The 24,091-nt window shown below is 65.3% G+C and carries 22 protein-coding genes; 14 read left to right on the top strand and 8 right to left on the bottom strand.

The window, feature by feature from the left end; genetic code table 11:
• Nucleotides 1-4 precede the first annotated feature (4 nt).
• Nucleotides 5-586, bottom strand: coding sequence for an SOS response-associated peptidase (locus KCN53_RS01730; protein ID WP_088711732.1), 582 nt, complete (start codon nucleotides 584-586; stop codon nucleotides 5-7).
• A gap of 27 nt (nucleotides 587-613) precedes the next feature.
• A complete protein-coding gene (locus KCN53_RS01725) occupies nucleotides 614-883 on the bottom strand; it encodes a hypothetical protein (protein ID WP_143712189.1) in 270 nt (89 codons plus the stop codon).
• A 157-nt stretch (nucleotides 884-1,040) separates the two neighbouring features.
• Here KCN53_RS01725 and KCN53_RS01720 point away from each other — a divergent pair, with 157 nt between their 5' ends.
• The gene (locus tag KCN53_RS01720; RefSeq protein WP_088711734.1) at nucleotides 1,041-2,369 is read left to right on the top strand and encodes a phage head morphogenesis protein; all 1,329 of its coding nucleotides are present in this window, start codon (nucleotides 1,041-1,043) and stop codon (nucleotides 2,367-2,369) included.
• 197 nt (nucleotides 2,370-2,566) lie between these two features.
• Here KCN53_RS01720 and KCN53_RS01715 read toward each other — a convergent pair whose 3' ends face one another.
• The gene (locus KCN53_RS01715; protein WP_088711735.1) at nucleotides 2,567-3,151 is read right to left on the bottom strand and encodes a hypothetical protein; all 585 of its coding nucleotides are present in this window, start codon (nucleotides 3,149-3,151) and stop codon (nucleotides 2,567-2,569) included.
• A 149-nt stretch (nucleotides 3,152-3,300) separates the two neighbouring features.
• Here KCN53_RS01715 and KCN53_RS01710 point away from each other — a divergent pair, with 149 nt between their 5' ends.
• Nucleotides 3,301-4,107 carry a DNA adenine methylase gene (locus KCN53_RS01710; RefSeq protein ID WP_088711736.1) on the top strand — a complete coding sequence of 269 codons (807 nt, stop codon included), beginning with the start codon at nucleotides 3,301-3,303 and terminating at the stop codon, nucleotides 4,105-4,107.
• Nucleotides 4,108-4,274: 167 nt separating this feature from the next.
• On the opposite strand, the gene KCN53_RS01705 is transcribed toward KCN53_RS01710, so the two are convergent.
• Entirely contained in the window at nucleotides 4,275-4,592 is a 318-nt protein-coding gene (locus KCN53_RS01705) for a hypothetical protein (protein ID WP_088711737.1), read from the bottom strand.
• A 95-nt stretch (nucleotides 4,593-4,687) separates the two neighbouring features.
• Here KCN53_RS01705 and KCN53_RS01700 point away from each other — a divergent pair, with 95 nt between their 5' ends.
• From KCN53_RS01700 to KCN53_RS01665, 8 genes are read left to right on the top strand one after another with little or no spacing between them, the layout of a single operon-like run.
• The gene (locus tag KCN53_RS01700) at nucleotides 4,688-5,479 is read left to right on the top strand and encodes a thymidylate synthase (RefSeq protein WP_088711738.1); all 792 of its coding nucleotides are present in this window, start codon (nucleotides 4,688-4,690) and stop codon (nucleotides 5,477-5,479) included.
• Complete coding sequence (locus tag KCN53_RS01695; RefSeq protein ID WP_088711739.1) at nucleotides 5,476-5,994, top strand: dihydrofolate reductase; 519 nt, start codon at nucleotides 5,476-5,478, stop codon at nucleotides 5,992-5,994. The genes KCN53_RS01700 and KCN53_RS01695 overlap by 4 nt, the downstream gene beginning before the upstream one ends.
• On the top strand, nucleotides 5,994-7,241 hold the full coding sequence (locus tag KCN53_RS01690) for a dipeptidase (RefSeq protein ID WP_088711740.1): 1,248 nt from the start codon (nucleotides 5,994-5,996) through the stop codon (nucleotides 7,239-7,241). The genes KCN53_RS01695 and KCN53_RS01690 overlap by 1 nt, the downstream gene beginning before the upstream one ends.
• 10 nt (nucleotides 7,242-7,251) lie before the next feature.
• On the top strand, nucleotides 7,252-8,196 hold the full coding sequence (locus KCN53_RS01685; protein WP_088711741.1) for a bifunctional riboflavin kinase/FAD synthetase: 945 nt from the start codon (nucleotides 7,252-7,254) through the stop codon (nucleotides 8,194-8,196).
• A 10-nt stretch (nucleotides 8,197-8,206) separates the two neighbouring features.
• Nucleotides 8,207-9,433, top strand: coding sequence for a hydrolase (locus tag KCN53_RS01680; RefSeq protein ID WP_088711742.1), 1,227 nt, complete (start codon nucleotides 8,207-8,209; stop codon nucleotides 9,431-9,433).
• Nucleotides 9,430-10,452: an arginine N-succinyltransferase gene (locus KCN53_RS01675; RefSeq protein ID WP_088711743.1), complete on the top strand. Its 1,023-nt coding sequence runs from the start codon at nucleotides 9,430-9,432 to the stop codon at nucleotides 10,450-10,452. Before KCN53_RS01680 ends, KCN53_RS01675 begins: the two co-directional genes overlap by 4 nt.
• Entirely contained in the window at nucleotides 10,439-11,884 is a 1,446-nt protein-coding gene (gene astD / locus KCN53_RS01670; RefSeq protein ID WP_088711744.1) for a succinylglutamate-semialdehyde dehydrogenase, read from the top strand. The genes KCN53_RS01675 and astD overlap by 14 nt, the downstream gene beginning before the upstream one ends.
• Complete coding sequence (locus KCN53_RS01665) at nucleotides 11,881-13,179, top strand: N-succinylarginine dihydrolase (RefSeq protein WP_088711745.1); 1,299 nt, start codon at nucleotides 11,881-11,883, stop codon at nucleotides 13,177-13,179. Before astD ends, KCN53_RS01665 begins: the two co-directional genes overlap by 4 nt.
• On the opposite strand, the gene KCN53_RS01660 is transcribed toward KCN53_RS01665, so the two are convergent.
• The 3 genes from KCN53_RS01660 to KCN53_RS01650 form a co-directional block, all read right to left on the bottom strand.
• Nucleotides 13,176-14,579, bottom strand: a complete 1,404-nt coding sequence (locus tag KCN53_RS01660) for a protein adenylyltransferase SelO family protein (RefSeq protein ID WP_397333614.1) — start codon at nucleotides 14,577-14,579, stop codon at nucleotides 13,176-13,178. The genes KCN53_RS01665 and KCN53_RS01660 overlap by 4 nt on opposite strands.
• Nucleotides 14,555-15,190 (bottom strand): TetR/AcrR family transcriptional regulator, encoded by a 636-nt coding sequence (locus tag KCN53_RS01655; protein WP_088711747.1) that lies wholly within the window; start codon nucleotides 15,188-15,190, stop codon nucleotides 14,555-14,557. The genes KCN53_RS01660 and KCN53_RS01655 overlap by 25 nt, the downstream gene beginning before the upstream one ends.
• 74 nt (nucleotides 15,191-15,264) lie before the next feature.
• Nucleotides 15,265-17,010: an asparagine synthetase B family protein gene (locus KCN53_RS01650; protein ID WP_143712190.1), complete on the bottom strand. Its 1,746-nt coding sequence runs from the start codon at nucleotides 17,008-17,010 to the stop codon at nucleotides 15,265-15,267.
• A 76-nt stretch (nucleotides 17,011-17,086) separates the two neighbouring features.
• Between KCN53_RS01650 and KCN53_RS01645 the strand changes: the two genes are divergently transcribed.
• The 4 genes from KCN53_RS01645 to KCN53_RS01630 are packed head-to-tail and all read left to right on the top strand — an operon-like array spanning nucleotide 17,087 to nucleotide 21,682.
• Nucleotides 17,087-18,217 (top strand): glycosyltransferase family 4 protein, encoded by a 1,131-nt coding sequence (locus KCN53_RS01645; RefSeq protein ID WP_088711749.1) that lies wholly within the window; start codon nucleotides 17,087-17,089, stop codon nucleotides 18,215-18,217.
• 23 nt (nucleotides 18,218-18,240) lie between these two features.
• Nucleotides 18,241-19,254 carry an NADP-dependent oxidoreductase gene (locus KCN53_RS01640; RefSeq protein ID WP_088711750.1) on the top strand — a complete coding sequence of 338 codons (1,014 nt, stop codon included), beginning with the start codon at nucleotides 18,241-18,243 and terminating at the stop codon, nucleotides 19,252-19,254.
• Entirely contained in the window at nucleotides 19,254-20,366 is a 1,113-nt protein-coding gene (locus KCN53_RS01635) for a potassium channel family protein (RefSeq protein WP_224199287.1), read from the top strand. Before KCN53_RS01640 ends, KCN53_RS01635 begins: the two co-directional genes overlap by 1 nt.
• Nucleotides 20,363-21,682: a DUF2254 domain-containing protein gene (locus KCN53_RS01630; protein ID WP_088711752.1), complete on the top strand. Its 1,320-nt coding sequence runs from the start codon at nucleotides 20,363-20,365 to the stop codon at nucleotides 21,680-21,682. The genes KCN53_RS01635 and KCN53_RS01630 overlap by 4 nt, the downstream gene beginning before the upstream one ends.
• Here KCN53_RS01630 and KCN53_RS01625 read toward each other — a convergent pair.
• Nucleotides 21,679-23,844 carry a primosomal protein N' gene (locus KCN53_RS01625; protein WP_088711753.1) on the bottom strand — a complete coding sequence of 722 codons (2,166 nt, stop codon included), beginning with the start codon at nucleotides 23,842-23,844 and terminating at the stop codon, nucleotides 21,679-21,681. The two genes, KCN53_RS01630 and KCN53_RS01625, sit on opposite strands and share 4 nt — an antisense overlap.
• Between the last annotated feature and the right edge of the window lie 247 nt (nucleotides 23,845-24,091).

Raw genomic sequence — 24,091 nt, 5'->3', positions numbered from 1 at the left:
GGTTTCAAAAGTCCCCGGTCATCTTCATCCGGGAGTCGGGGAACGGCCTAGCCAGCTTAGCTGCCTCCTCCCACGGCGCCGCCAGCCAGTCCTCTGCCATATCCTCGGTCAGAATGACGGGCATCGCCTTCGGATGAACGGCGCCGACGATCTGGTTCGGCGTACAGGTCAGGAAGGCAAAGCGTGGGCAGTCCGCTTCGACCGGCCGCCAGATCCCGGCAAAGGCGAACAACGGGCGGTCTTTGAGTTCGAACCACACTTTCCGCTTCGCGCCTGGCTTGCCTTCCCATTCGCAAAACGAGGTAACCGGGACCAGGCAGCGCCGGTCGGGCCGTTTCAACGCGCTCAGCCAGAACGGGCTGGTCAGGTTACGGACGTTGGTGACCGGGCGCTTCGCCTGGCCTGGTGGCGGGAAGCCCCAGGTAAAGATCTCCAGAGTGCGATCGCCGTCGATGCTACGAACGATCGGGGCGTCGCGATCCGGGTAGACCGCATCGAAGACTGGGAGGTTTCCCGCCGCGTTGCGCGCATTGAACAGGCTGCCGATCTCCGTAGCGTTCGACTTCATACGGTACAGATTGCACATTCGCGGAACCTCCTGCCCGGCCTGCGTCTACCAATCGGGATATCCGCCGCCGCTCCGGTCGGGAACCCTGTCCGTGCTCCGCGCCAGGCTCAACATGTCGCCCGCCATCTGGCCGATCGCATGAACCCGGTCGCTGCCCTTTACGAAGCTGAGCGAACATTGCTGGTCGCCCAGCGTGACCTGGATCAGGAAATGGCCCTCCGCATCTGGCAGGAAGGACAGCGACAGCGGGCGCCGGTGCGCCAGCGCATAGGCCGTCAGCGAATCGAGGGTCGAGGGAAGCCGGTACAGCGACATCTGTATATTGGAACAAAACAGGAACGATTCGTAAAGCCAGCATGCCGATCCGCCAGGATCGGGCGTTCGCTTTCCGTCGCATATCAGCGTCCTTTCAGAGTTGGACCTGAAGGATGCCCCGGACGGAGGCGTGCCGTTACGGCGGTAGGCGAATTCCATGCCTGAGCCCGAAATCCGCGCGTCGATCTTCATGGATCCCGGCGAGCCACTCGCGGCGTGGGAGCGGCGCGGCGACCTCCGCACCTCGGTCAACTGGCGTGAAGTCTGGCAGGACGAGCATGCCCGTGCCTTCACCGTGGCGAAGATCGCCAAGCTCGATCTGCTGAGCGACGTGCGCGAGAGTCTCGACAGCGTCATGCGGGAAGGCGGGACGTTCGAGGACTGGCAGAGGACCATCCGGCCCCGGCTCCAACGGGCGGGATGGTGGGGCCGCGTCCGCAACGCGGAGCTGACCGGCTCGGACGAAGAGATCTTCGTCGGCCCGCGCCGTCTCCGGACCATCTACCGCACCAATCTCGCCGTCAGTCAGGCTGCTGGTCAGTGGCAGCGCATCCAGGCGCGAAAAGAGATCGCGCCCTATCTCCGCTATGTGACCGTTGGCGACAATGCCGTCCGCGACCAGCATGCCCGCTGGCACGGGACCATTCTTTCCGTCGATCACCAGGCCTGGCAGTGGCTCTTCCCGCCGAACGACTGGGGGTGCCGCTGCACCGTCCAGCAGCTCACCGAGCGGCAGTTGAAAGCCTTCGGATATCGCGTCACGCCCGATGGCGAGATCCCCGACCCGCCTGTTCGCACCACCTTTCGTTTGAGCCGCGAGGGCCGCACCGTCCTGTCCAGCCGGGAGGAGGTCCGCGATGGCATCGGGCCGGGCTGGAATTACAATCCCGGCGCCGCCTCCCTTGTCGGCGTGGCGCGAAAAGCGCGGGAGAGTGTCGACCGTGCAGTTGCGCTCGGAAATGAAGAGGCCGCCGCGCGCGTGCTGCAGGAGCTCGTCGATTCGGACGACTTCGAGCATATGCTCAGAAACTTCATCCTCGTCGCGCCGGGCCGCCGGCCGCACTTCAAGACGGGCGAACCCACCGCATTTCCGGTCGCCATTCTGGGCGAACAGGAGGCCGCCGGCCTCGGCGTCCGCCGCACCGTCACGATGAGCGGCCGCACGACGATGAAACAGTTTTACAGCCGAACGGCCGACCGCGACGAGCTTGCCGACTTCGACCGTCAGGTGGCTTTCTACCGCCGCGTGCCGCGGCTCTTCCGCGGGCCGCATCTTGTCCTCCGCGGTAAGGGGGGTGAGGCCGAGGGCCGCTTCGTCGTCATGGCGCCTTGGTCGGAAACGCACTGGGCGCGCATCGTCATCGGTCCCTGGGACGATGAAGCGCTCGGCATCATTAGCGCCCACCCGACGCGGATCGATCAGGCGCTTGAGCTCGTGCGCAATTCGGAGGTCGTGGGCGACAGATGGCCGGGGCGGCCGCTGTGATCGAGCATGCGGCGCACCTCTCGGCCCGCTCGGGTGGCGCGGCAGGGACTCGCAGCTCCCTGCTGGGATTCTTCCGGCCCGTTGGGCCGGTCACCACGGCTATACGAGACTTCCGCGTACGCGCCGACAGCAAAGATAGGGGCGATTCGCGAACGACGCAAATCGCCCCTGTCCGTGACCTACGTCACAACCCCCGATTAAAGGTGGTCTGCCCAATTCGGCCGCGCGAAGTCGGGCATTACAGGGAACTCAAGAACGCGGGCATATCTCCACTTTCTCTCGCTCTCCGGAAGAACAAGTGCGATCTCTCTCATCTGTTCGAGCGACAGTTCCATTGGCTCACCCATCAGCTGAAAGCGACGAAGGGCCGGCAGATATTGGGGGCTCATGGGTTCGGTCAGGGAGGGCCAGTTCCCGCTATCTGCAATAAGCGACTGGAAGCGCGCTTTCTGCTCGATCAGTCGCATAGCAAACCGGTGACGAGGTTCGCTCTCGGCATATCCCCGGAAGACATAAGCGTCGGGTCGCCCACCGTTGCGGTCAAGCTCCTTCGCGTCGAGCCAGTCCTTGATGGCAGAAAACATAGCCAAGGTGGCGTCGACCTCCAATTCGGCCTCATCGAAGCTCATCGGCGATCCGATGCCTCCGTCTTCTCCGGTCCCTTTCATGACCGCGACCGAGCGATTCCAATAATAGTTGGCGCGCTCGGGATCTGCCGCCGCCGCCATTCTCAGCTGCGCAGCGGCCGTCGTCCGGTCGATCGTGTTCTGCACTTTCATCATGTCCTACTCCCTCCCTCTGTTTGTGGACGGGGGAAGCGGCGCGCCAACGCCGCTCACCGGCGGATAGCACCCGCCACGGCCTCCCGGATCCCAAGAGGTCCGCCCCGCCACCCGGTACCGGGCGGGGTCTGCTTAGAAACATTGCGAAAATGGAGTCTACCCAAAGTCTTACGTCGGTCGATGCGGTGCGCCCTGCGGCGGGTTATATCGGCGGCAAGCGCAACCTCGCGAAGCGCCTCGTCACGCGGATCGAGCAGGTCCCCCATACCCTTTATGCCGAGCCATTCGTGGGAATGGGAGGCGTCTTCCTGCGGCGCACCGCCAGGCCGAAGGCCGAGGTCATTAATGACATCTCCGAGGATGTGACGACCTTCTTTCGCATCCTGCAGCGCCACTATGTGGCCTTCCTGGACATGCTGCGCTTCCAATTGACCACGCGGGCAGGGTTCGAACGGCTGCAACGCACCGATCCGTCGACGCTCACAGATCTCGAGCGCGCCGCGCGTTTTCTCTATCTCCAGCGCACCGCGTTCGGCGGAAAGGTCAACGGCCGCTCCTTCGGCGTCGATGCCTCTTCGCCAGCGCGCTTCGACATCACCAAGCTTGGTCCGATGCTGGAGGCGTTGCACGAGCGGCTTGCAGGGGTGGCGATCGAGCGTCTCGGCTGGTCCGAATTCCTCTCGCGCTACGACCGGACATCGACGCTCTTCTACCTCGACCCGCCCTATTTCGGCTGCGAGGATGACTATGGCCCCGGCGTGTTCGATCCCGCTGATTTCGAACGCCTCGCGGCCCAGCTTCAGCAGCTGAACGGACGGTTCATCCTCAGTCTGAACGACTTGCCGGAGACGCGCGCGATCTTCGCCGCCTTCGACCAAGAGGTCGTTCCGGTCAGCTACACAGTTGGCGGCGGCGCGAAGGCCGTCAAACGAACCGAACTGGTAATCTCCAATTGACCGGCAGAATTGCTACTCTCTCACGGTCTTCGCCGCTGCCTCGGGATTGCGGCGATGAATCAGAAATTCGCGTTCCCATGTCGCGGTCGCCGGGATGTGCCCCGCTCAGTGGGCGGCCCGCCTAGCGATCACGAATCAGAAATTCGCCGGTCATCTACTGGCAGGCCTCAACAGGCCGGAAACCGCCTTGAAACCGCCATTCCGTCCCACTTTGTCCCGCCAAATCCGACCATATCCCGGCCGCCACCAATTAATGATCGGTCACAGAGGATCGCGAATCGGCCACCCCGCTTCCTCGGCAGGTCGCGTGCCGTATAACCCCGGCTTGCGCGCGGCAGGCGCAGCGAACGGCGCACCAGGCTCGAGAAGAACAGCAGATCGACGAACAATTCGTCGGCAGCGAAGACCAGTATGCCGATCGCGGCGAGCAGAAGCAGCTCGTGGGTCACGACCCACAGCCCCGCGCCGACCGCGACCAGGTCCATCGTCAGCCCCCCGATGTGCTCCGCCCGAAAGAAGGCCTAGCCGCTGCGAGCCTCCTTCACAATCGCCGGGACTTCGGGCAGGTTCGGCGCCGATCATGAAACAATATCACGACCTCATGCGCCGGGTGCTGTCGGAAGGTACCGAGCGCGGCGATCGCACCGGCACGGGTACGAAAAGCGTGTTCGGTCATCAGATGCGCTTCGACCTTGCTGACGGGTTCCCGCTACTGACGACGAAGAAACTTCATCTGAAATCGATCGTCCACGAACTGCTGTGGTTCATCGCTGGCGACACCAATATCCGCTATCTCAAGGACAATGGCGTCAGCATCTGGGATGAGTGGGCCGACGAGGACGGCGAACTCGGTCCCGTCTATGGGAAGCAGTGGCGGCGCTGGGAAAGCGCCGACGGCCGGGTGGTGGACCAGCTGTCGAATGTCCTGCGCCAAATTCGCGAGACTCCGAACTCCCGGCGCCTCGTCGTCAGCGCCTGGAATCCCGGCGAAGTCGACGACATGGCCTTGCCCCCCTGCCATCTGCTGTTCCAATTCTATGTCGCGGATGGGCGGCTGAGCTGCCAGCTTTACCAGCGGTCCGCGGACATCTTCCTCGGCGTGCCCTTCAACATCGCCAGCTACGCCCTCCTGACGATGATGATCGCGAAGGTCTCTGGGCTGGTGCCTGGCGACTTCGTCCATACACTCGGCGACGCCCACCTCTACCTCAACCATCTCGACCAGACGCGCGAGCAACTGACGCGTCAGCCGCGCAGCCTGCCGGAGATGCGCATTGCCGACCGCGACAGCCTGTTCGACTACCGGTTCGAGGATTTCGAACTGGTCGGATACGATCCCCATCCGCACATCAAGGCGCCGGTGGCGGTGTGACCATCGAACCCTACAGGCCCGAACTCGTGCTGGTCCTCGCACGGGCGGAGAACGGCGTGATCGGCCGCGACGGCTGGATGCCGTGGGACCTGCCGGAAGACCTGCGTCACTTCAAACGGCTGACCGTGGGGAAACCCTGCATCATGGGCCGCAAGACCTTCGAGAGCTTCGGTAAACCGCTTCCCGGCCGGCACAATATCGTCATGACGCGGCAGGCAGACTGGTGCGCGGACGGAGTGACGAGGGTTTCCAACTTCGCGGAAGCGATCGCGGCAGGCGGGCTTGATCCGCGCGCCAGAGCGCCCATCGTCGCAGTGATCGGCGGCGCCGAGGTTTACCGCCTGGCGCTTCCGTCGGCCACGCGCATCGAACTGACCGAAGTCCATGCCTCTCCGGAGGGCGACACGGTTTTCGACGACATTCGCCCGGAAGACTGGCGCGAAACGCACCGCGAGCGGCGTGACGGCCCGGAAGGACAGCCCGATTTCAGTTTCGTCACGCTGGAGCGGCGCTGATGGCGAAACCGGTGCGCAAGAAACCGGCGGCTGCTGCGGCTTCGCGAAAGCGCCCGGCCAGGCCGTCGGCGCACCGGCGCAAATGGCCGCTCTGGCTCGCCGGGGCACTGATCGTCCTTCTCGCTCTGGCCATCGCGTTTCTCGCGCTGGCTCCGGGCATCGCGGAACGGTCGATGAACCGGGTGGAGGGATCCGGTCTATGGCGGGTCGAACCCGAGGTAGCCGCGCTGCACGAGAATCTCCTCGTTGCCGACCTGCATGCCGATAGCCTGCTCTGGAACCGCGATCTGACGAGCGAAGCGGCGCGCGGGCATGTCGACCTCCCTCGCCTCGCAGAGGGGAATGTGGCGATCCAGGTCTTCGGCTCGGTTACGAAGACGCCCACCGGGCAGAACTACGATGCGAACAGTGCGGACAGCGACAACATCACCGCGCTCGTTGTCGCTCAGTTGCAGCCACCTCGCACCTGGACGTCGCTGCTGCAGCGCTCGCTTTATCATGCCGAGAAGCTGCATGCTGCGGAGCAGGGCGGCAGTCTCCGGGTTGTCAGGACGTCGGCAGACCTGCGTGACGTCCTTGCGGCGCGGGCAGGCGGCGCGGACGTGATCGCGGGGCTGCTGGCCGTCGAGGGACTGCATAATCTCGAGGGCGAGCTCGACAATCTCGACCGGCTGTTCGACGCGGGCTACCGCATGGCCGGGCTGACTCACTTCTTCGACAATGATCTCGCCGGGTCCATGCACGGCGTCGAGAAGGGCGGTCTTACGTCCCTCGGCCGCTCGGTTGTGCGCCGCATGGAAGCGCTCGGCATGACCGTGGACGTGGCGCATCTCAGTCACGAGGGCACGGCGGAGGTGCTGGCCATGGCGCGGCGCCCGGTGGTCGTCTCGCATGGCGGCGCGCAGGCCGTATGCGACGTCAATCGCAACCTGACCGACGAGGAGATTCGCGGCGTCGCGGCAACCGGCGGCGTGATCGGCGTCGGCTTCTGGGACGGTGCGGTCTGTCAGCCCACGCCGCAGGCCACGGCGCGGACGATTCGCTACATTCGCGACCTGGTCGGCATCGACCATGTCGGGCTCGGAAGCGACTTCGACGGTGCTGTGACCACGGGCTTCGATGCAGGCGGCATGGCGGCGGTTACGCAGGCGCTTGTCGACCAGGGGTTTACTCAACCGGAGATCCGCGCGGTCATGGGTGAAAATGTGCGCCGTCTCCTCATGGAAAACCTGCCCGCAGGCGGCTAAGGCCGCGGTGATGAAGCGGATATTCATGGACGATCCGCTGCCTCGCTCTCTGACCGGAGGTGTGGCGGCGCTCGGCAACTTCGACGGCTTCCATGCCGGCCACCAGGCCGTGGTGGGAGAGGCACGCTACCGCGCGCGGGCGAAGGATGGTCCGTCGCTCGTCATCACCTTCGACCCGCATCCGGTCCGCCTGTTCAAACCCGACATGCCGCCAATGGCGCTGACGACGATCGATCAGCGGCTCGACTATTTCGAGCGCTTCGGGATCGACGGCGCCGTCGTTCTGCGGTTCGACCGTGAAATGGCGGCCATGGAGCCGAAGGCGTTCGTTCGGGACGTCCTTGCCGACCGCCTGTCCCTGTCGGGCGTCGTGACCGGCGACGATTTCACCTTCGGGGCACGGGCATCCGGCACGATCGACGATCTGAGACGCCTTGGCGAAGCGGCTGAGATCGACGCCGCGACCGTCAGCGCCGTGAACGGTATTCACGGTCACCGGATCAGCTCGACGAAGATTCGCGAGGCGCTGCGGGAGGGAGACTGCGACGCTGCCGCCCGCATGCTGACCCGTCCCTTTACGATCCGCGCAGAGGTAGAGCATGGCGCCAAGCTCGGGCGCACCCTCGGCACGCCAACGGCAAATATGCGCCTCGGGACCTATGTACGGCCGAAATACGGGGTCTATGCAGTGCGGGGGTGCCTGCCGTCAGGTGAGTGCCTGGACGGCGTTGCGAACCTCGGGGTCCGGCCCATGATCGACCCGCCGGTCGAACTGCTCGAGAGCTGGTTCTTCGACTGGGAGGGCGACCTTTATGGACAGACCATCGACGTCGAACTGATCGCCTACCTTCGCGAAGAGCGGAAGCTCGATGGGCTCGAGGCCCTCAAGGAGCAGATCGCACGCGACGCGGAGGCCGCGAAGGCTGCCCTCGACGCTAGACCGGCCGACCGGTAAAGCTTCGACGATGCAAGGACTGACCGAACAGGAAGCCCGCGCTTTGGCGCCGGTGGACGGGCGCGCCGACGCCATGCTGGAGACGGTCTGTGCCTGGGCGAAGGTGAATTCCGGCAGCCGCAACCTTTCCGGGCTTCGCGAGATGGAAGAGCGTCTCGCCGAAGCGTTCGCACCGCTTGGCGGCGACATATCGGTTCTCGAGCCGGCCCCCGCCGAGACGTTGAACGAGGCCGGCGAGCGCGTCGCCCTCGCGCACGGGCGCAACGTCCATATTTCGCGCCCCGGTCGCGGCAATGCCCGCGTCATGCTGACGGGGCACATGGATACCGTCTTCCCGAAGGATCATCACTTTCAGGACGTTCGCTGGCTCGAAGACGGCGTCCTGAACGGTCCCGGCGTCGCCGACATGAAGGGCGGAATCGTCGTCATGCTTGAAGCGCTGAAGGCGCTGGAAGCGTCGGACCTCGGCGGACGACTGGGCTGGGAAGTGGTGCTCAACGCCGACGAGGAGGTTTCCTCGCTGGGATCGGCCCCGCTGCTGGCCGAGGTTGCGCAGCGCTGCCAGACCGGGCTGACCTTCGAGCCTTCCGCGGAACCGGACGGGACGCTTGCCGGCGGTCGCAAGGGCAGCGGCAACTTCGCCGCGAGGCTCGGCGGCCGCGCCGCGCATGCCGGACGCAATCCGGAAGATGGCCGCAACGCCGTCGTCGCGGCCGCCGACCTTGCCGTGCGGCTCGACGGGATGAAGCGCGAGCGCCCGAGCCTGTCGGTGAATCCCGCGCGCATCGATGGCGGCGGCCCGAACAATGTGGTCCCAGAACTGGCTGTCCTGCGCTGGAATGTCCGGCCTCTCACCCCCGAGGATCAGGCCTGGGCCGAAGAGGAACAGACGCGCATCCTGAAGGAAGTCGGCGCTGCTCATGAAGTCGAAATCGATGTCACCGGCAGCTTCGCCCGGCCGCCCAAGCCGCTCGACGCGAAACAGCAGGGTCTGTTCGATCTGGTGAAGGGGGCGGGCAGCGATCTCGGTTTCAGCATCGGCTGGAAAGACACCGGCGGCGTCTGCGACGGCAACAATCTGGCGGCCGCCGGTCTTGCTGTCGTCGATACGATGGGCGTGCGCGGCGGCTCCATCCATTCGGACCGCGAATTCCTGATCGTCGATTCGCTGACAGAACGCACGAAGCTGGCGGCGCTGACGCTGATGCGACTAGCAGAGGGGCGTTTGCCGCAGTGACGCTCTGGCACCTGCGCCCGGCACAGGTCGGCGATCTCGATTGTCTCCATGCGCTTGCCGAACAGACGGGTGCGGGATTCACCAACCTGCCGTCCGACAAGTCCGCGTTGCAGGCGCGGCTCGACTGGAACATGCGCAGCTTCGGACGCGAGGAGGAGACGCCGGAAAACGAGCTCTACATTCTCGTCCTGGAAGAGGCAGGGTCGGGGACCGTCGGCGGCTGCGGGATGATCTTCTCTCGCATCGGTGTCCGATGGCCCTTTTATTCCTATAAGGTGTCGCGTCTCAGCCAGCGGTCGGAAGAACTCGGCCGCACCGTGCCGCTGGACGTTCTCCACCTCGTCAACGACTTCAACGGCGTCAGTGAGGTGGGCGGGCTCTTCCTCAGTCCCGACCTCAGGTCGCTCGGGCTCGGCGGCCTCCTTGCCCGCAGTCGCTATCTGTTCATGGGCATGAACCGCCGCCGCTTTGCCGAAAAGGTCATTGCCGAGCTTCGCGGCCATATCGAGCCCGATGGCCGCTCGCCCTTCTGGGACGGCCTGGGCCGCAAATTTTTCGGCATGAGCTTTCAGGATGCCGACGAATTCAATTCGCAGCATGGCAACCAGTTCATCGCCGATCTGATGCCGAAATACCCGGTTTATACCGCGCTCCTTCCTCAGGAAGCGCAGGCCGCGATCGGCAGGCCGCACGACAATGGTGTGCCCGCCATGCGGATGCTGGAGAAAGAGGGTTTTTCCTTCACGGGCTATGTCGATATTTTCGACGCCGGTCCGACCATGGTGGCGGATACCGAACGCCTGCGGACAGTTCAGCAGATGCAGGTCCTGCCCGTTGCGGAGATCGTCGAGACGATTCCCGAAGACAGGCGCGGCTTCGCGGCGGCCGGGACGCTTGGCGATTTCCGGGCCTGGCGGACGGGCGCGCTGGTGGGCGAGCAGGGCCTGACCCTGACGGCCGAGGAGGCGTCCCTGATGAAGATCAATGCCGGAGACACGATCACCTATGTCGCATCCTGAACTGCTGTCCATCGATCCCGCGACGGGCGAAGAGGTGTGGCGCGGGCCTGCGGCGAGCGAGGCCGATGTGGACGCCGCTGTCGCCAAGGCGCGGGCGGCACAGCCGGCTTGGGAGCGCACGCCCTCGGCCGACCGGCGGGATGTCCTGCAGCGATACCAGAATGCGGTGCGCGACCGGGCCGACGAGCTTGCACGGATTATATCCCGCGAGACGGGAAAGCCGCTGTGGGAAACCAACGGCGAAGTGCAGGCAACGCAGGCGAAGGTCGATATCTCGATCACCGCCTACCAGGAGCGCACCGGCAGCCGGGAGAAGGAAGGCGATCAATTCCGTCAGGCACTGCGTCACCGCGCGCACGGCGTCCTCGCAGTTCTCGGCCCCTATAACTTCCCGGCGCACTTGCCGAACGGGCATATCGTGCCGGGCCTCCTGGCCGGGAACGCAATGGTCTTCAAACCGAGCGAACTGACGCCCGCGACGGCGGAATTCATGAAGGAATGCTGGACCGAGGCGGGGTTGCCCGACGGCTGTCTCCAGATCGTGCAGGGTGCAGGCGAAACCGGCCGCGCCCTCGCCGGCCATGCAGGCATCAACGGTCTGCTGTTTACGGGAAGCGCACGCACCGGGCACGCGCTCGCGCGTCAATTCGCGGAAACACCGGGGAAGATCCTCGCTCTTGAAATGGGCGGCAACAATCCGCTCGTCTGCTGGGACATCGCCCAGGCGAACGCCGAAGACGCGGCTGCCCTGGTTGCCCAGAGCGCCTTTCTCTCTGCGGGTCAGCGCTGCACCAATGCCCGGCGCCTCATCGTCGAGGAGCGGTCCCACGAGGCGCTGCTTGAGGCCTTGGTCGAGCTGAGCGGCGACCTGATCGTCGGCGCGCCTTTCGATGATCCGCAGCCCTTCATGGGGCCGGTTATCTCCAACGCAGCGGCGGACACGCTGCAGGAACAGTATCGCGGACTGGTCGCAGCCGGCGCGCGCGAAATCGTGCCGCTGACCCGTCCCGACCCTTCCCTCCCGTTTCTCACGCCCGCGATTCTCGACGTGACGTCTGTCGTCGACAGGCCGGACGAGGAGATGTTCGGTCCCGTTCTGCAGGTCGTGCGCGTACCGCACTTCAACGCGGCCGTGGCGGAGGCGAATGCCACTCGCTTCGGCCTGTCGGCGGGCCTGATCGCCTCCGACGCGGAGCTATATGAACGCTTCCGCCGCGAAATCCGCGCAGGGATCGTGAACTGGAACCGTCCGACCAATGGCGCGAGCTCGGCTGCCCCCTTCGGCGGGATCGGAGATAGCGGCAACCATCGGCCGAGCGCCTATTATGCGGCGGATTACTGCGCTTATCCCGTCGCCAGCCTGGAACATGACCGAATTTCCGGGGACATCGGCCTCGGCCGGAAGTCACTTCAGACGACCGAACCGGAATGACTTCCCCCAGCACCGACCCGCGCGAGGTTGTCGAACTCAACTTCGACGGCTTGATCGGGCCGTCCCACAATTATGCCGGCCTCAGTCTAGGAAATGTCGCGAGTGCGGGAAACAAGGGCAGCGTTTCCCGGCCCCGTCAGGCGGCACTGCAGGGCCTTGCGAAGATGCGCAGGGTCATGGGCTTGGGTCTCCCCCAAGGCTTCTTCCTTCCGCATGAGCGCCCGCATACATCCTGGCTGCGGACCCTGGGGTTTTCCGGGAGCGATACGCAGGTTTGTGCCGACGCGGTCGCCGCCGACCCGCAGCTGTTCGCCAATGCCGCCAGCGCCAGCGCCATGTGGACCGCGAACGCAGCCACGGTGTCGCCCGCCGCGGACACCCGGGACGGGCGCGTGCATCTGACGCCCGCCAACCTGTCTTCGATGACGCATCGCAGCCTGGAATGGACCGAGACGGTTCGACAGCTGAAACTGATGTTCGCTGACGAGCGGTTCTTCGCCGTTCACGATCCCGTGCCCGCCCGCTTCGGCGACGAGGGCGCGGCGAACTTCATGCGTCTGGCACGAAGCCATGGCGACCCGGGACTGGAAATCTTCGTGTTCGGAGAGGATCGCGGCGGTAAATATCCGGCGCGCCAGGCGCTGCGCGCGTCGGAGGCCGTGGCGCGCAAGCACGGCGTCGAAGAAGCGCTGTTCACCGCACAGTCCGCCGAGGCGATCGAGGCCGGCGCGTTTCACAACGATGTTGTCGCGGTGGCGAACGGCCGCGTGCTGTTCGCGCATGAACGCGCGTTCGAATATCGCGCCGAGCTGTTCGACGAGGTGCGCCGGCTGTTCCCCGAGGTCGAGATTATCGAGGTGCCGGACAGCGAGGTCAGCCTCGAGGACGCCATCGCCTCCTACCTGTTCAATTCGCAGCTACTCTCCCTCCCGGATGGATCGCAGCATCTCGTCCTGCCGACCGAGTGCCGCGATACGCCGTCGGTGAAGGCATGGCTCGGATCGAACATCGGCGGCAATGGGCCGATCCACGGCGCCAGCTTCCTCGATGTGCGCGAGTCGATGAGGAATGGCGGCGGTCCGGCCTGCCTGCGCCTGCGCGTGGCTGCCGGAGCCGAAGCGCGCGCCGCGATCGATACGCGCTTCCTTCTCGACGACGAAAAGGCCGACACACTCGAACGGCTGATCGAAGAATATTGGCCGGACAGCGTCTCGCCCGGCGACCTTGCCGCGCCCGACTTCTGGGAGGCATGCTGGGCAGCGCGCCGCGCGCTTCTCGCGCAGCTCGGCTTCTAGTCCAGAGGGGCGTGGGCGGCGCCCATGCGGCGCGCGGCCTCGACTTTTTCGTAAAGCGGTGTCCAGTCGTCCTTCTGGTCGATGGCGGCCCAAATCGCCTCGACCTCGTCGATCAGCATCGAGCAGGGCCGCTCGTCCGACCAATAGGGGTGATCCAGGGCTCCGGCAGCGGTCTCGAAGCCCTTCGCCGTTTCGGCGAACCGCCGAAATGCCTCACTCTCATATTGCGGGTCGTCACGGCGCAGACGGCCGCCGCGCCAGTCGAAGAAGGCGCGGTCGGGTTCGACGTCCGCCGTGGCCAGCGACTGCTCCCACTGCTGTACCAGCGCCGCATTCTCTTCGGCGGACTTCGCGTTCAGTCCCAGTCTCCAGACCATTCCCTTAGCCAGCGCCGCCTCATAGCGGTCGGCATAGGTCTTCAAGGCGGGGATCAGGCTGTCGGCCTCGCATTGGGTGCGCAGCGCCAGCGCGAGCTGATGCACGTTCCACTGCAGCGCCTCGGCCTGGCGGCCGAAGGAATAAAGGCCCCACTGGTCGAAATAGGCGGCGGTGAACTCCTCGTCCCACCTCGGCGCGAACCGCCATGGGCCATAGTCGAAACTTTCGGCCGTGATGTTGATATTGTCCGTGTTGAGAACGCCGTGAACGAAGCCGGCGACGCGGTAGGAGGCGGCCAGCCGAGCCGCGCCGGCGACGGCATAGTCCATCAGCGCCGCGAACGGATCGGCAGCCTCCGGATCGCCGACAAAATGCTCGAGGCAATAGGCCGTCAGCCGATGGATATTCTCGCCGTCGTCCAGATAGGCGAGCCGCTGGAAGCTGCCGTAGCGGATATGGGAATGGCTCAGGCGCACCATCACCGCCGACCGGGTCGGGCTGGGCTCGTCATTCCGGTCCAGCGCCTCCCCCGTTTCGACGAGTGACAATGTGCGGCTCGTCTCGACGCCCAGCGCCTCGAGCATCTCGGTTGCAAGCAGCTCGCGAACGCCGCCCTTCAAGGTCAGGCGACCGTCGCCGAAGCGGCTGAAGGGGGTTTGTCCCGACCCCTTCGTCCCAAGGTCGAGCAGCCGTCCCGTCTCGTCCCGAAACTGCGCGAACAGGAACCCGCGGCCGTCACCGATGTCCGGGTTGTAGGTGCGGAACTGGTGGCCATGATAGCGCAGCGCGAGCGGCGATGCGAGGCTGCCGGAGAAGGGCTCGAATCCGGCAAAACGCTCGAGCCATTCGGCGTCGCTGAGCGTCTCTAGCCCGATTTCTTTGGCGGCGCGGTCATTGCGGAATCGAAGCAGATGTTTCGGAAAGCGCGCAGGCGCGACACGATCGTAGAATGCCGGCCCGAGCGTCTCGATGGCGGTGGTGGGACGGGGACGGGCGATCAGCAGAGATGTTCGACGCCGCAGGCGGCGCAGACGAACCTTATCGTTTCATGTTCGATTTCCTTGCGCCGCTCCGGCGTTGCATCCTCGGCAAAAGCAAGGTCCAGCGCATCGCCGACGACCCCATAGGTCAGCGGTGCTGCGATATCGGGGTTGAAGTCCTTCAGGTCGTGGACTTCTTTCATCGCCTCGAACTGCCGCCGGCACCAGGTTACGACCGTTTCCTTGGAGGCGCGGTAGAATGGCTCGGCCTCGGGATTGGAACTCATGCCCTTCTTGGTGCCGTCGGGGCTGTCGTGCATCAGCTTTTCCCACGTCTTGTGGGTCTCGCAATAGGCGAAGCAGCGCTGGATGCTGATCGCCGGGGTCAGTTCGCCGAGGGCATCCCCGCCCTGCATGGCCTCGCACATGCGCTCCCCATACATGCGGCCCAGTTCTTCCAGCAGCGCTCGCTTCGAGCCGAAATGATAGAAGATCGAACCTTCGGAGACATTTGCCGCACGTGCGATGTCCGCCGTTCCGGTCTTCGAAAACCCCTGCTGCGAAAACAGGTTGTTCGCCGCCTCGAGCACCCGCGTACGCGTTTCGGCCGGGTCGTACCGGCGCGCCTTGGTATCCGCGACTTTGGTCGCCATGGTGAAACGCAATCCTTCCGGGCTTTTCGACCGATATTGGACGAACCGTGGCCGGTGTCAATTTCGAGCGAAGCTCAGTTCAGCTTGTCTTCGAGTTTCTGTGCGAGATATTCGAGGCCTGCGATGCGCCGATAGATGCCGCTGTCCCGCACATTCTGGACGCGGAAAAAGCGGCTCATATGGGGAAAGTGTAGGTCGATCACCCTGCCCAGATAACCGTTCGACAACAGGCCGCCATGTTCGTCCTCCATCGGACCGAGCCGTCGCCGCAGCGCGTAGGATCGCCGCCGCATCCAGGTCGGCCGGATGCGCGTGCCGAACTCCGCGAGCTGCTGCGACAGGGCGGGGGCGCGGTCGAACGCATAGCCATATCCCGACATGTAGCTCGCCAGCCGCGGGTCTATCGAACGGAGCAGCGCGCCCTCGAAAATACCGGCATTCTTCAGGCGCAGCGGGATTTCGAGCGCCGTTTCGACCACGCGCTGGTCGAAGAAGGGCATGGCATAAGGGCCATGGCTCCCGACCAGGCTGATCTCGCGCCCGAAAAAGGCGCGGCACCGCATCCGCGGGTATAGCTGCTCGATCAGGTTGCGCGGCAGCGGGCGCTCCGGGTCCGTTTCTCTCAGCGCCGCGAGCGCCTTGTTCTCGAGGTTGCTGAGAAATCTCTTGGAATTGAATGCCGGCCCCACATCGGCGGTCGTGAAGCGGGCGAAGAACGCGCCCACCACCTCACGAGCGGAGAGGGGACGGTCCGCGAGGAAAAAGAAGTTCCGGAACACCTCACCGCACCCGCCGGAAATGGGCAGCTGTCCGCCAGCCTGCCGGTTCCTGCGGGCGATCGCATTGCCGCCATTGTCGAACAGGCTGCCGTCGGTCGGCAGGGCATCCGTCTCGTGGAACTGGCGCTCGACGGTCTCCGCGAAGTCGTCCGGGGTAATCGTGGCCGCCCCCCCCTTGTCGAAGACCTCCAGAGGGAAGCCTTCCCGGTCGGCGATGGCCTGAGCGACGCTAACGTCGGCATCCCGGTGCGAGCCATAGACATAGACGTGTGGTGTCACGCCGGCCTCGCGCAGCAGCGCCAGTACGAGCCGGGAATCGAGACCGCCGGACAGCGGGCACTGGATGTCGTCGCCGTAGCTTTCAACGAAGGGAGCGATGGCCTGACGGAGCCGATCCGCATTCTGCCGCAGGCGGTCTTGGAGCGGAAGTTCCAGCGGTGCGGGCGGGAGCGGTTTTTCGACTTCGTTCCGTTCGACGTCCGGCTCCAGTTTCAGCTGAACATAGGGGCTGAGCCGCTTCAGCTGCTTCAGGACGCTGTCCGATCCGGTCGGGAAGACGTTGAAGGCGAACTCGTACACGCCCTGCGGGTCGAACTCGATCCGCTCCAGTGCGCCCGCTGCGGCGAGGAAGCTGGTCGAGAACAGGCTGTCGGCCTCGTCCCGGTAGAGGTGAAAGGCGGCGAAGAAGTCGGTGAGCAGGAACGTCTCGCCGTTTTTGCGCACGAGAAGAACGAACTGGCCTTGCAGGCGCGACCAGTCGTCGAAGGGAAAGGAAAAGGCGGCGAGAAGCGCGGAGAGCGCCCGCTCCCCCATCATGCCGTCATAGGTCAGGGTGCCGGCGACGGCGACGAAATCGTCTCCCCGGCTGAAGAAGGTTGCAGGTCCTCCATATTCGGGCTGCGCGTGAAAGCCGCGAAACGCGCCCGCGTCGATGGGCGTGACTCCACGATAGCCATGACGCTCGAACTGCGCCCTCGCACGCGCCAGGTCGGCATCGATGTCGATGCGCCCGTCCACTTTTCGCAAGTAAAGTCCGCCCATTGCCCCATGCGCATTATCGGCGCTACGCCGCGCTGACCACTAGGCTGTTGCGGGAAAAGCTGTAGACCGCTCCATCATGGCTGTGCCGACCGTCCTTCACCTGCATTCGACATTCGATCTTGGCGGCAAGGAAGCACGAGCGGTCAGGCTCATGAACGCTTTCGGCGACCGTTTCCGCCACCGCATCGTCTCTGCTATGCCCGGCGCGGTGGCGGCGATGGATGCCGTCGATCCCGAAATCGATGCGGAATTGCTGCCGGACTTTCCACCCTTGGCCGGCCGCAGCGGTCTCCGGCGCCTGCGCGGGCTTGCAAAGGCGATGCGGCCCTTCGACCTCATTCTCACCTATAATTTCGGGGCGATGGACGCGGTTATGGCGCGGCGGGCCTTCGGCGGCCCCCCTCTCATTCATCATGAGGATGGGTTCAACGAAGACGAGCGCGACGGGCAGAAACGCACGCGGATCGCATATCGCCGCATGGCATTGCCGGGGGCGAAGCGTCTCGTCGTGCCCTCGCATCTTCTCGAGAACATCGCTCTCAAGAGCTGGAAGCAGCCCGGTGGGCGCGTCTTGCGGATCCCCAATGGAATCGAAACGCGGCGGTTCGAAACGCCGCCGCCGCCGACGGCGATTCCCGGCGTCGTGAAGCGGGATGGAGAGGTCTGGATCGGCACGCTTGCCGGTCTGCGGCCTATCAAGAACCTGCCGCGCCTCGTCGAAGCCTACGCCTTTGCGCAGAAGATTCACGGTATGAACGCAAGGCTGGCAATCGTCGGCGAAGGGCCCGAACGGGAACGGATCGTAGAGGCGGCGCGTAAGGCAGGCGTCGAAGCGCAGCTTCTCCTGCCGGGCTTCATGGCAAATCCTTCCGCTTATGTAGGGCTGTTCGACATTTTCGCCCTGTCCTCCGATTCCGAGCAATTCCCCATCAGCCTGATCGAGGCGATGGCCGCGGGGCTTCCTGCGGCCTGCACTGCGGTGGGGGACATCCCCCGCATGGTGGCTGCGGAGAATCTTCCGCTTCTGGCACGGACCGCCGACCCGGATGCTCTGGGGCGCTCGCTCGCAAGGCTGATGGGGGACGACGGTCTGCGCCGCCGTGTCGGGTCGGCGAACCGGGACAAGGTTCGGGCGGACTATGAAGAGGCTGTCATGATCGACCGTTACGAGGCGCTTTACGCGGGCGCAGTGTCCGGTCAGGCTTGAACAGATTGAAAAGGATTCCCGACATGCAGCGCCAAGTATGGAAGCTGGCCAGCCGGCCCGAAGGCGATATCTCCGACGGCGATCTTCGCTATGAAACCGAGGAAATCGCGCCACTGAAGGACGGCGAGGCGCTCATTCAGACGCTCTACCTCTCCCTCGATCCCACCAACCGGATCTGGATGTCGGACCGCGAACAGTACATGCCGCCCGTCGAACTGGGTGCGGCGATGCGCGGCGGCATTGCCGGACGCGTGCTGGAGAGCCGCAACCCCGACCTTGCCGAAGGGACGATCGTGGCTGGCCTCGGCGAATGGGCGACCCATGTCACGGCGCCGGCGGGGACGGTCTCGCCCATGGCATTGCCCGACGGGGTCGATCTGGCAGCCGCATTCGGCACGTTCGGCGGTGTCGGCATGACGGCCTATTTCGGACTTCTCGACATCGGCCAGCCCAAGGAGGGGGAAACGCTGGTCGTGTCCGCAGCGGCCGGCGGCGTGGGCCAGATCGTTGGGCAGATCGGCAAGATCAAGGGATGCAAGGTGATCGGCATCGCCGGCGGTCCGGAGAAGTGCGGCTGGATTACCGACGATCTGGGGTTCGACCATGCCATCGACTACAAGGCGGAAGATGTCGGCGAAGCGCTGGACCGACTGGCGCCGGAGGGGATCGACATCGACTTCGAAAATGTCGGCGGCCCGATCATGGCGGCGGTGCTGGAGCGTATGAAGACCTTCGGCCGCATCCCGCTGTGCGGCCTGATCAGCCAGTACAACGAGACCGGGCAGACACAGGGCGGCGCCCCGGCCTTCTGGGAAACGATGCTGATGCGGCGCCTGACGGTAAGAGGCTTCATCGTCACCGACTTCGCACCGCGATTCGCTGAAGGAGCTGCTGCCCTTGGCGGCTGGATGGCCGAAGGGCGGCTGAAGACGCGCCAGGACGTTCGGAAAGACCTGGCGAAGGCCGACGAACACGTAAAGCTGCTGTATTCCGGCGGTAATTTCGGCAAGTTGCTCGTCGAGGTGTCCGAGCCCTGATGGCACCCAAAAAACCGAAACGGCAGCGCCCGGCGGGGCACAATATGCCGGGCCTCTTTTCGATGCGCGTCGATCCGGACCGCAACCTGCGGCTCCGCCGACCGGACAGGCTGTCGCCGTGGGGAAATATTCTCCTTCGCGGCGGCCTCGTCCTCGGCCTGATCCTGATCGCGCTGATCGGCCACTGGCTGCACAGGGAATCGCTCTCCGACGGCTTCGACGGCGAAGTCAGTTTCGTCGACATCATCTATTTCACCGCGGTCACCATCACGACCGTCGGCTATGGGGACATCACCCCGACCTCCGAGGGCGCGCGGCTGTTCGACGCTCTCGTCGTCACCCCCATCCGTCTCTTCATCTGGCTGCTTTTCATCGGGACAGCCTATAATTTCGTCGTCCGGCGAAGCTGGGAGCAATGGCGCATGAGAAGCGTACAGAAGTCGCTCGACAATCATATCATCGTTGCCGGCTACGGCACGACTGGCAGCGCTGCGGTGCATGAACTGGTCGAGAACGGTTTGGACCCGGAGGACATCCTCGTCATCGACCCTAATGAGAGCGCGCTGGAAAGTGCGCTCGGCGTCGGCTGCATCACGCTTCACGGCGATGCCACGCGCAACGCCACGCTGCGCATGGCGGCCATCGAGAAGGCGCGCAGCTTCATCGCCTGCGGCGGCCGGGACGACACGTCGGCGCTGCTCGTCATGTCGGCGCGGCAGCTCAACGAAGAGCTGTCGATCAGCGCGATCATCAAGTCGGAAGAGAATGAGTTCCTCGTCAAGAAGGCGGGTGCCGACACCGTCATCAACCCGGTTGCACTGGGCGGACACATGCTGGCCCGTGCCGCGACCGGCACCCACGTCGTCGACTATATCCAGGATCTCGTGGTGGCCTCCGGCAGGGTCCAGCTGATCGAGCGACCTGCAGAACTGGCGGAAGTCGGCGGGCCGCTGTCGCAGTGCAATGGCGGGCTGGCGGTACGGATCGTGCGCGACGGCCGCTATATCGGCTTCTGGGAGGATGACGCCCAGCGGCTGGAAGAGGGTGACATGATCGTCGAGATCGTCCCCGTCAGCGGCGACATGCGCGACAAGAGCCGTCTCGATCAATGAGCCGCGCCGCGGCAGGTTATCTTTCGACGCGCTGGCGCTTCCTTCTCGCCCAGTTCGTGAAGCGGATCTGGTTTCGCGCCTCGCTGTTCAGCTTCGGGGCGATCGCCATTGCGCTGTTCGGCACCTTGCTTCCGTCCGTCTATCACCTGCCGCTTGAGATCGAACTCGCGGCCGGCTCGGTAAACAGCATCCTCACCATCCTTGCCTCCTCCATGCTGGCGGTGACGACATTTTCTCTGTCGATCATGGTGAGCGCCTATGCCGCCGCGGCGAACAATTCGACGCCGCGCGCCACGTCGCTGCTGATCGAGGATTCGGTGGCCTCGAACACGCTGGCGACCTTCGTCGGCAGCTTCCTCTTTTCCATCGTCGGGATCGTCGGCCTGAGCGCGCAGCTGTATGGCCGCGAGGGGCGGTTGCTGCTGTTCTTCTCCACCTTGGTCGTCCTGTTCCTGGTGACCGCCGCGCTGCTGCGCTGGATCGAGCAGCTCACCCGCTTCGGCAGGGTCGCCGACACGATCCGCCGCGTCGAGCAGGCGGCGTCCCGGGCGGCCGGTCACTGGGCGCGGCAGCCTCGCCTGGGCGCCATGCCTGCCCCGGAGAGCTATCCCGAGGAGGCGGTGTCCCTGTACCGGGAGGCGGGGGGATATGTCCGGCATGTCGACATGGAGGCCCTGGACGGTCTGGCTCGGCAGGTGGAGACGAGCGTTCACGTCCTGATGATGCCCGGAGACTTCGTCAGTCCGGACACGGCGCTGGCGCTGGTGGAGACCGAGCCGGACAGTCATGTCCGCCATGAGATGGAACGCTGTTTTTCGATCGGGCCGGACAGATCCTACAATCAGGATCCGACCTTCGGCCTGGTGGTCCTGTCGGAAATTGCCAGCCGGGCGCTGTCGCCGGCGGTGAACGACCCCGGCACCGCGATTCAGGTCCTTGGGGCCGGAGTGCGGGTGTTCCAGAACTACTGCGACGGGCTGGACGAGGAACGCCAGGCGATGTTCGAGAGCGTGACGGCGCCGGACATGCCCTATGGCGAAATGCTGGAGGATTTCTTCGGGCCCATCGCCCGCGACGGCGCGGGGCTACTGGAAGTCCAGACGCGGCTGCAGCGCTGCCTGGAGATGATCGCGCTCGCCAACCGGACGCATTTCGGAGAGCCAGCCAAGCGACTGGCCGCCATCGCGCTGAAACGCGCGCTGGAGAAGCTCGACTCGCCGCTGGAGGAAGCGCGGCTGAAGCGAAGCTTTGGCTGGGAACTGCCCGATCCCGTGACGGGCCGCCGCGAAGGCGATGGCGAAGGTGGCCAGCGCTAGACAAAGCTGTAGGGGTCGATGTCGACGGTCAGCCTGACGTCGCGGGGCAGGTCTATGTTCCCGAGCCAGCGGCCCAGAACTTCGTCCAGGTCCACCCGCCGGGCGGCATGCGCGAGCAGGCGATGCCGGTAGCGTCCGCGTAGGAGGGAGAGGGGCGCAGGCGCCGGACCGATGACGCTGAACTGATCGACACTGCGCGGGGCGGCGGCGCCGATCATGCGCGCGGCCGACGCGACATTGGATTCGTCCGGACCCGACAGGATTAGCGCGGCAAGGCGACCGAAGGGCGGCATCGCGGCCTCTCGCCGTGCCTCGACCTCCGCGGCGTAGAAGCCCTCCGCATCGGCCCTGACGAGCGCCTCGATGACGGGAGCGTCGGGCTGGTGCGTCTGGATGATGACATGACCGGGCTTGGCACCGCGTCCGGCGCGGCCCGCCACCTGGACGATCTGCTGGAAAGTGCGCTCGCCCGCCCGCAGGTCGCCGCCCTGCAGGGCCAGGTCGGCGTCCACCACGCCCACCAGCGTGAGGTCGGGGAAATGATAGCCCTTCGTAATGAGCTGCGTTCCGATGAGGATATCGACGTCTCCGCGCTCCACGGAATCGACGAACGCGCGCGCCCGCGCCGGGCTGCCGATGGTGTCGGACGTGGCAAGAGCGATCCGCGCCTCGGGGAACCGGCGGGCGGCTTCCTCCGCGATCCGCTCGACACCCGGCCCGCACGGCACCAGCGTATCGGCCTCGCCGCATTCGGGGCAGGTCTCGGGTACCGGCTCGGCAAGACCGCAATGATGGCACATCAGGCGGCGGGTCAGGCGGTGCTCGACCAGCCATGCCGAGCAGTTCGGACATTCGATCCGCGTGCCGCAATGGCGGCAGAGGGTGAGGGGCGCATAGCCGCGCCGGTTGAGGAACAGCAGCGACTGCTCGCCGCGCTCGATCCGCTCGCCGACCGCTTCCACGAGCGGCTGCGACAGGAAGTTCTGGGCGGGCGGCACATGTTCGCGCAGGTCCACCGCCTCGATAGTGGGAAGCGAGGCGCCGCCATAGCGGCTGGGTAGGGTCAGTTCACTATAGGTGCCCTTTTCCGCCTGGACCCGGGCTTCGAGCGGCGGCGTCGCGGTCGCCAGAACGACCGGCACGGATTCGAGCTTGCCGCGCATCACGGCCACGTCGCGGGCATGGTAGAGGACGCCGTCCTCCTGCTTGAAACTGGTCTCGTGCGCCTCGTCGACAACGATGCAGCGCAGGTTGGGATAAGGCAGAAACAGGGCCGAGCGCGCGCCGACGGTAAGGCGTGCCTCGCCCTTCGCGATGGCGCGCCAGGCCGAGCGCCGTTCCGATTGACGCAGGTCGCTGTGCCATGAGACCGGCCGGACACCGAAGCGGGCCTCGATGCGCCGCTCGAGCGGTTCGGTGAGTGCGATCTCCGGCAGGAGGATGAGCGCCTGCCCGCCCGACTCGAGCGCCGCGGCGACGCTTTCGAGATAGGTCTCGGTTTTTCCCGAGCCGGTGACGCCGTGGAGCAGGAACGGTTCGAAACGCCGCGCGGTGACGGCCTCGGTCATGCGTGCCGACGCGGCTGCCTGGCCGGGGGCGAGGTCGGCCGGGGCGAAAGCCGGGTCGGGAAGCGGGGGGACGACATCCGCAGGCGCTTCGACGGGTTCGATGACCCCTGCCTTGACGAGGCCGCGAATGACGGCGTCCGATACGCCCGCCCAGCCGGCAAGCTCTCGCACCACGCCCTGACGGCCTGCAAGCAAGTCGAGAGCGGCCTGTCTTTGCGGCGTAAGCCGCCGGGGCACCTCCCCGGTCAGCCGGTATTCGGTCAGCGTCTTTTCGCTTAGCGCGGACGGCGACGGCATGGCCATGCGGACCACGGAGGAAAGCGGCGCATAATAGTAGCGGGCCGTCCATTCGCAGAGCCGGCGAAGCCGTTCCGGCAGCGGCGGTGCGTCGAAGGCGCCGTTGATCTTTCGCAGCTTCGCGTCCTCGACCGGCTTCACGGGCAGGAGGTCGGCTTCCCAGACGACGCCGATAATTTCTCGCGGGCCTAGCGGGACCCGTACAATGGTGCCGGGGGGCGCCGAAACCCCCTCTCGCGGGGCATAGTCGAGCGCGCCAAGGGCGGCGTTGAGGGTGAGGACGCGGAGGCGTGTCATGATAGCCGGCAGAGCCGCAGAATGTGCGCTTCGGAACTGCTGTAGGTCACAGTAGGTCACACCTCAGCGCGCGTATGCGCGCGACGTGCGCACCCATGCGCGTACGCGTGCGCGAGGCGGCGGTGCCGGATCGGCCCGGCGCGCGCAGGCGGGGGAAGCATGGGGAGCGATTTGGGCGGGCAGCGGCGCACATACCCCTATGTCGGGGAAGATTTCCGATTTTTGAAGGGAAAGCGCGCCCGTGCCG

It is taken from the genome of Pacificimonas aurantium, from assembly GCF_020092905.1.
Taxonomy (GTDB): Bacteria; Pseudomonadota; Alphaproteobacteria; order Sphingomonadales; family Sphingomonadaceae; genus Pacificimonas; species Pacificimonas aurantium.
This window is presented reverse-complemented; position numbering and strand designations above follow the sequence as displayed.

Excerpts from the sequence above, each read along its gene's own strand:
- KCN53_RS01700 (WP_088711738.1), top strand. The coding sequence starts at position 4,688 with ATGAAACAATATCACGACCTCATGCGCCGGGTGCTGTCGGAAGGTACC.
- KCN53_RS01685 (WP_088711741.1), top strand. The coding sequence starts at position 7,252 with ATGAAGCGGATATTCATGGACGATCCGCTGCCTCGCTCTCTGACCGGA.
- KCN53_RS01635 (WP_224199287.1), top strand. The coding sequence starts at position 19,254 with ATGGCACCCAAAAAACCGAAACGGCAGCGCCCGGCGGGGCACAATATG.
- KCN53_RS01690 (WP_088711740.1), top strand. The coding sequence starts at position 5,994 with ATGGCGAAACCGGTGCGCAAGAAACCGGCGGCTGCTGCGGCTTCGCGA.
- KCN53_RS01640 (WP_088711750.1), top strand. The coding sequence starts at position 18,241 with ATGCAGCGCCAAGTATGGAAGCTGGCCAGCCGGCCCGAAGGCGATATC.
- KCN53_RS01705 (WP_088711737.1), bottom strand. The coding sequence starts at position 4,592 with ATGGACCTGGTCGCGGTCGGCGCGGGGCTGTGGGTCGTGACCCACGAG.
- KCN53_RS01645 (WP_088711749.1), top strand. The coding sequence starts at position 17,087 with ATGGCTGTGCCGACCGTCCTTCACCTGCATTCGACATTCGATCTTGGC.
- KCN53_RS01710 (WP_088711736.1), top strand. The coding sequence starts at position 3,301 with ATGGAGTCTACCCAAAGTCTTACGTCGGTCGATGCGGTGCGCCCTGCG.
- KCN53_RS01665 (WP_088711745.1), top strand. The coding sequence starts at position 11,881 with ATGACTTCCCCCAGCACCGACCCGCGCGAGGTTGTCGAACTCAACTTC.
- KCN53_RS01680 (WP_088711742.1), top strand. The coding sequence starts at position 8,207 with ATGCAAGGACTGACCGAACAGGAAGCCCGCGCTTTGGCGCCGGTGGAC.
- astD (WP_088711744.1), top strand. The coding sequence starts at position 10,439 with ATGTCGCATCCTGAACTGCTGTCCATCGATCCCGCGACGGGCGAAGAG.
- KCN53_RS01630 (WP_088711752.1), top strand. The coding sequence starts at position 20,363 with ATGAGCCGCGCCGCGGCAGGTTATCTTTCGACGCGCTGGCGCTTCCTT.
- KCN53_RS01720 (WP_088711734.1), top strand. The coding sequence starts at position 1,041 with ATGCCTGAGCCCGAAATCCGCGCGTCGATCTTCATGGATCCCGGCGAG.
- KCN53_RS01715 (WP_088711735.1), bottom strand. The coding sequence starts at position 3,151 with ATGATGAAAGTGCAGAACACGATCGACCGGACGACGGCCGCTGCGCAG.
- KCN53_RS01725 (WP_143712189.1), bottom strand. The coding sequence starts at position 883 with ATGTCGCTGTACCGGCTTCCCTCGACCCTCGATTCGCTGACGGCCTAT.
- KCN53_RS01650 (WP_143712190.1), bottom strand. The coding sequence starts at position 17,010 with ATGGGCGGACTTTACTTGCGAAAAGTGGACGGGCGCATCGACATCGAT.
- KCN53_RS01730 (WP_088711732.1), bottom strand. The coding sequence starts at position 586 with ATGTGCAATCTGTACCGTATGAAGTCGAACGCTACGGAGATCGGCAGC.
- KCN53_RS01625 (WP_088711753.1), bottom strand. The coding sequence starts at position 23,844 with ATGACACGCCTCCGCGTCCTCACCCTCAACGCCGCCCTTGGCGCGCTC.
- KCN53_RS01655 (WP_088711747.1), bottom strand. The coding sequence starts at position 15,190 with ATGGCGACCAAAGTCGCGGATACCAAGGCGCGCCGGTACGACCCGGCC.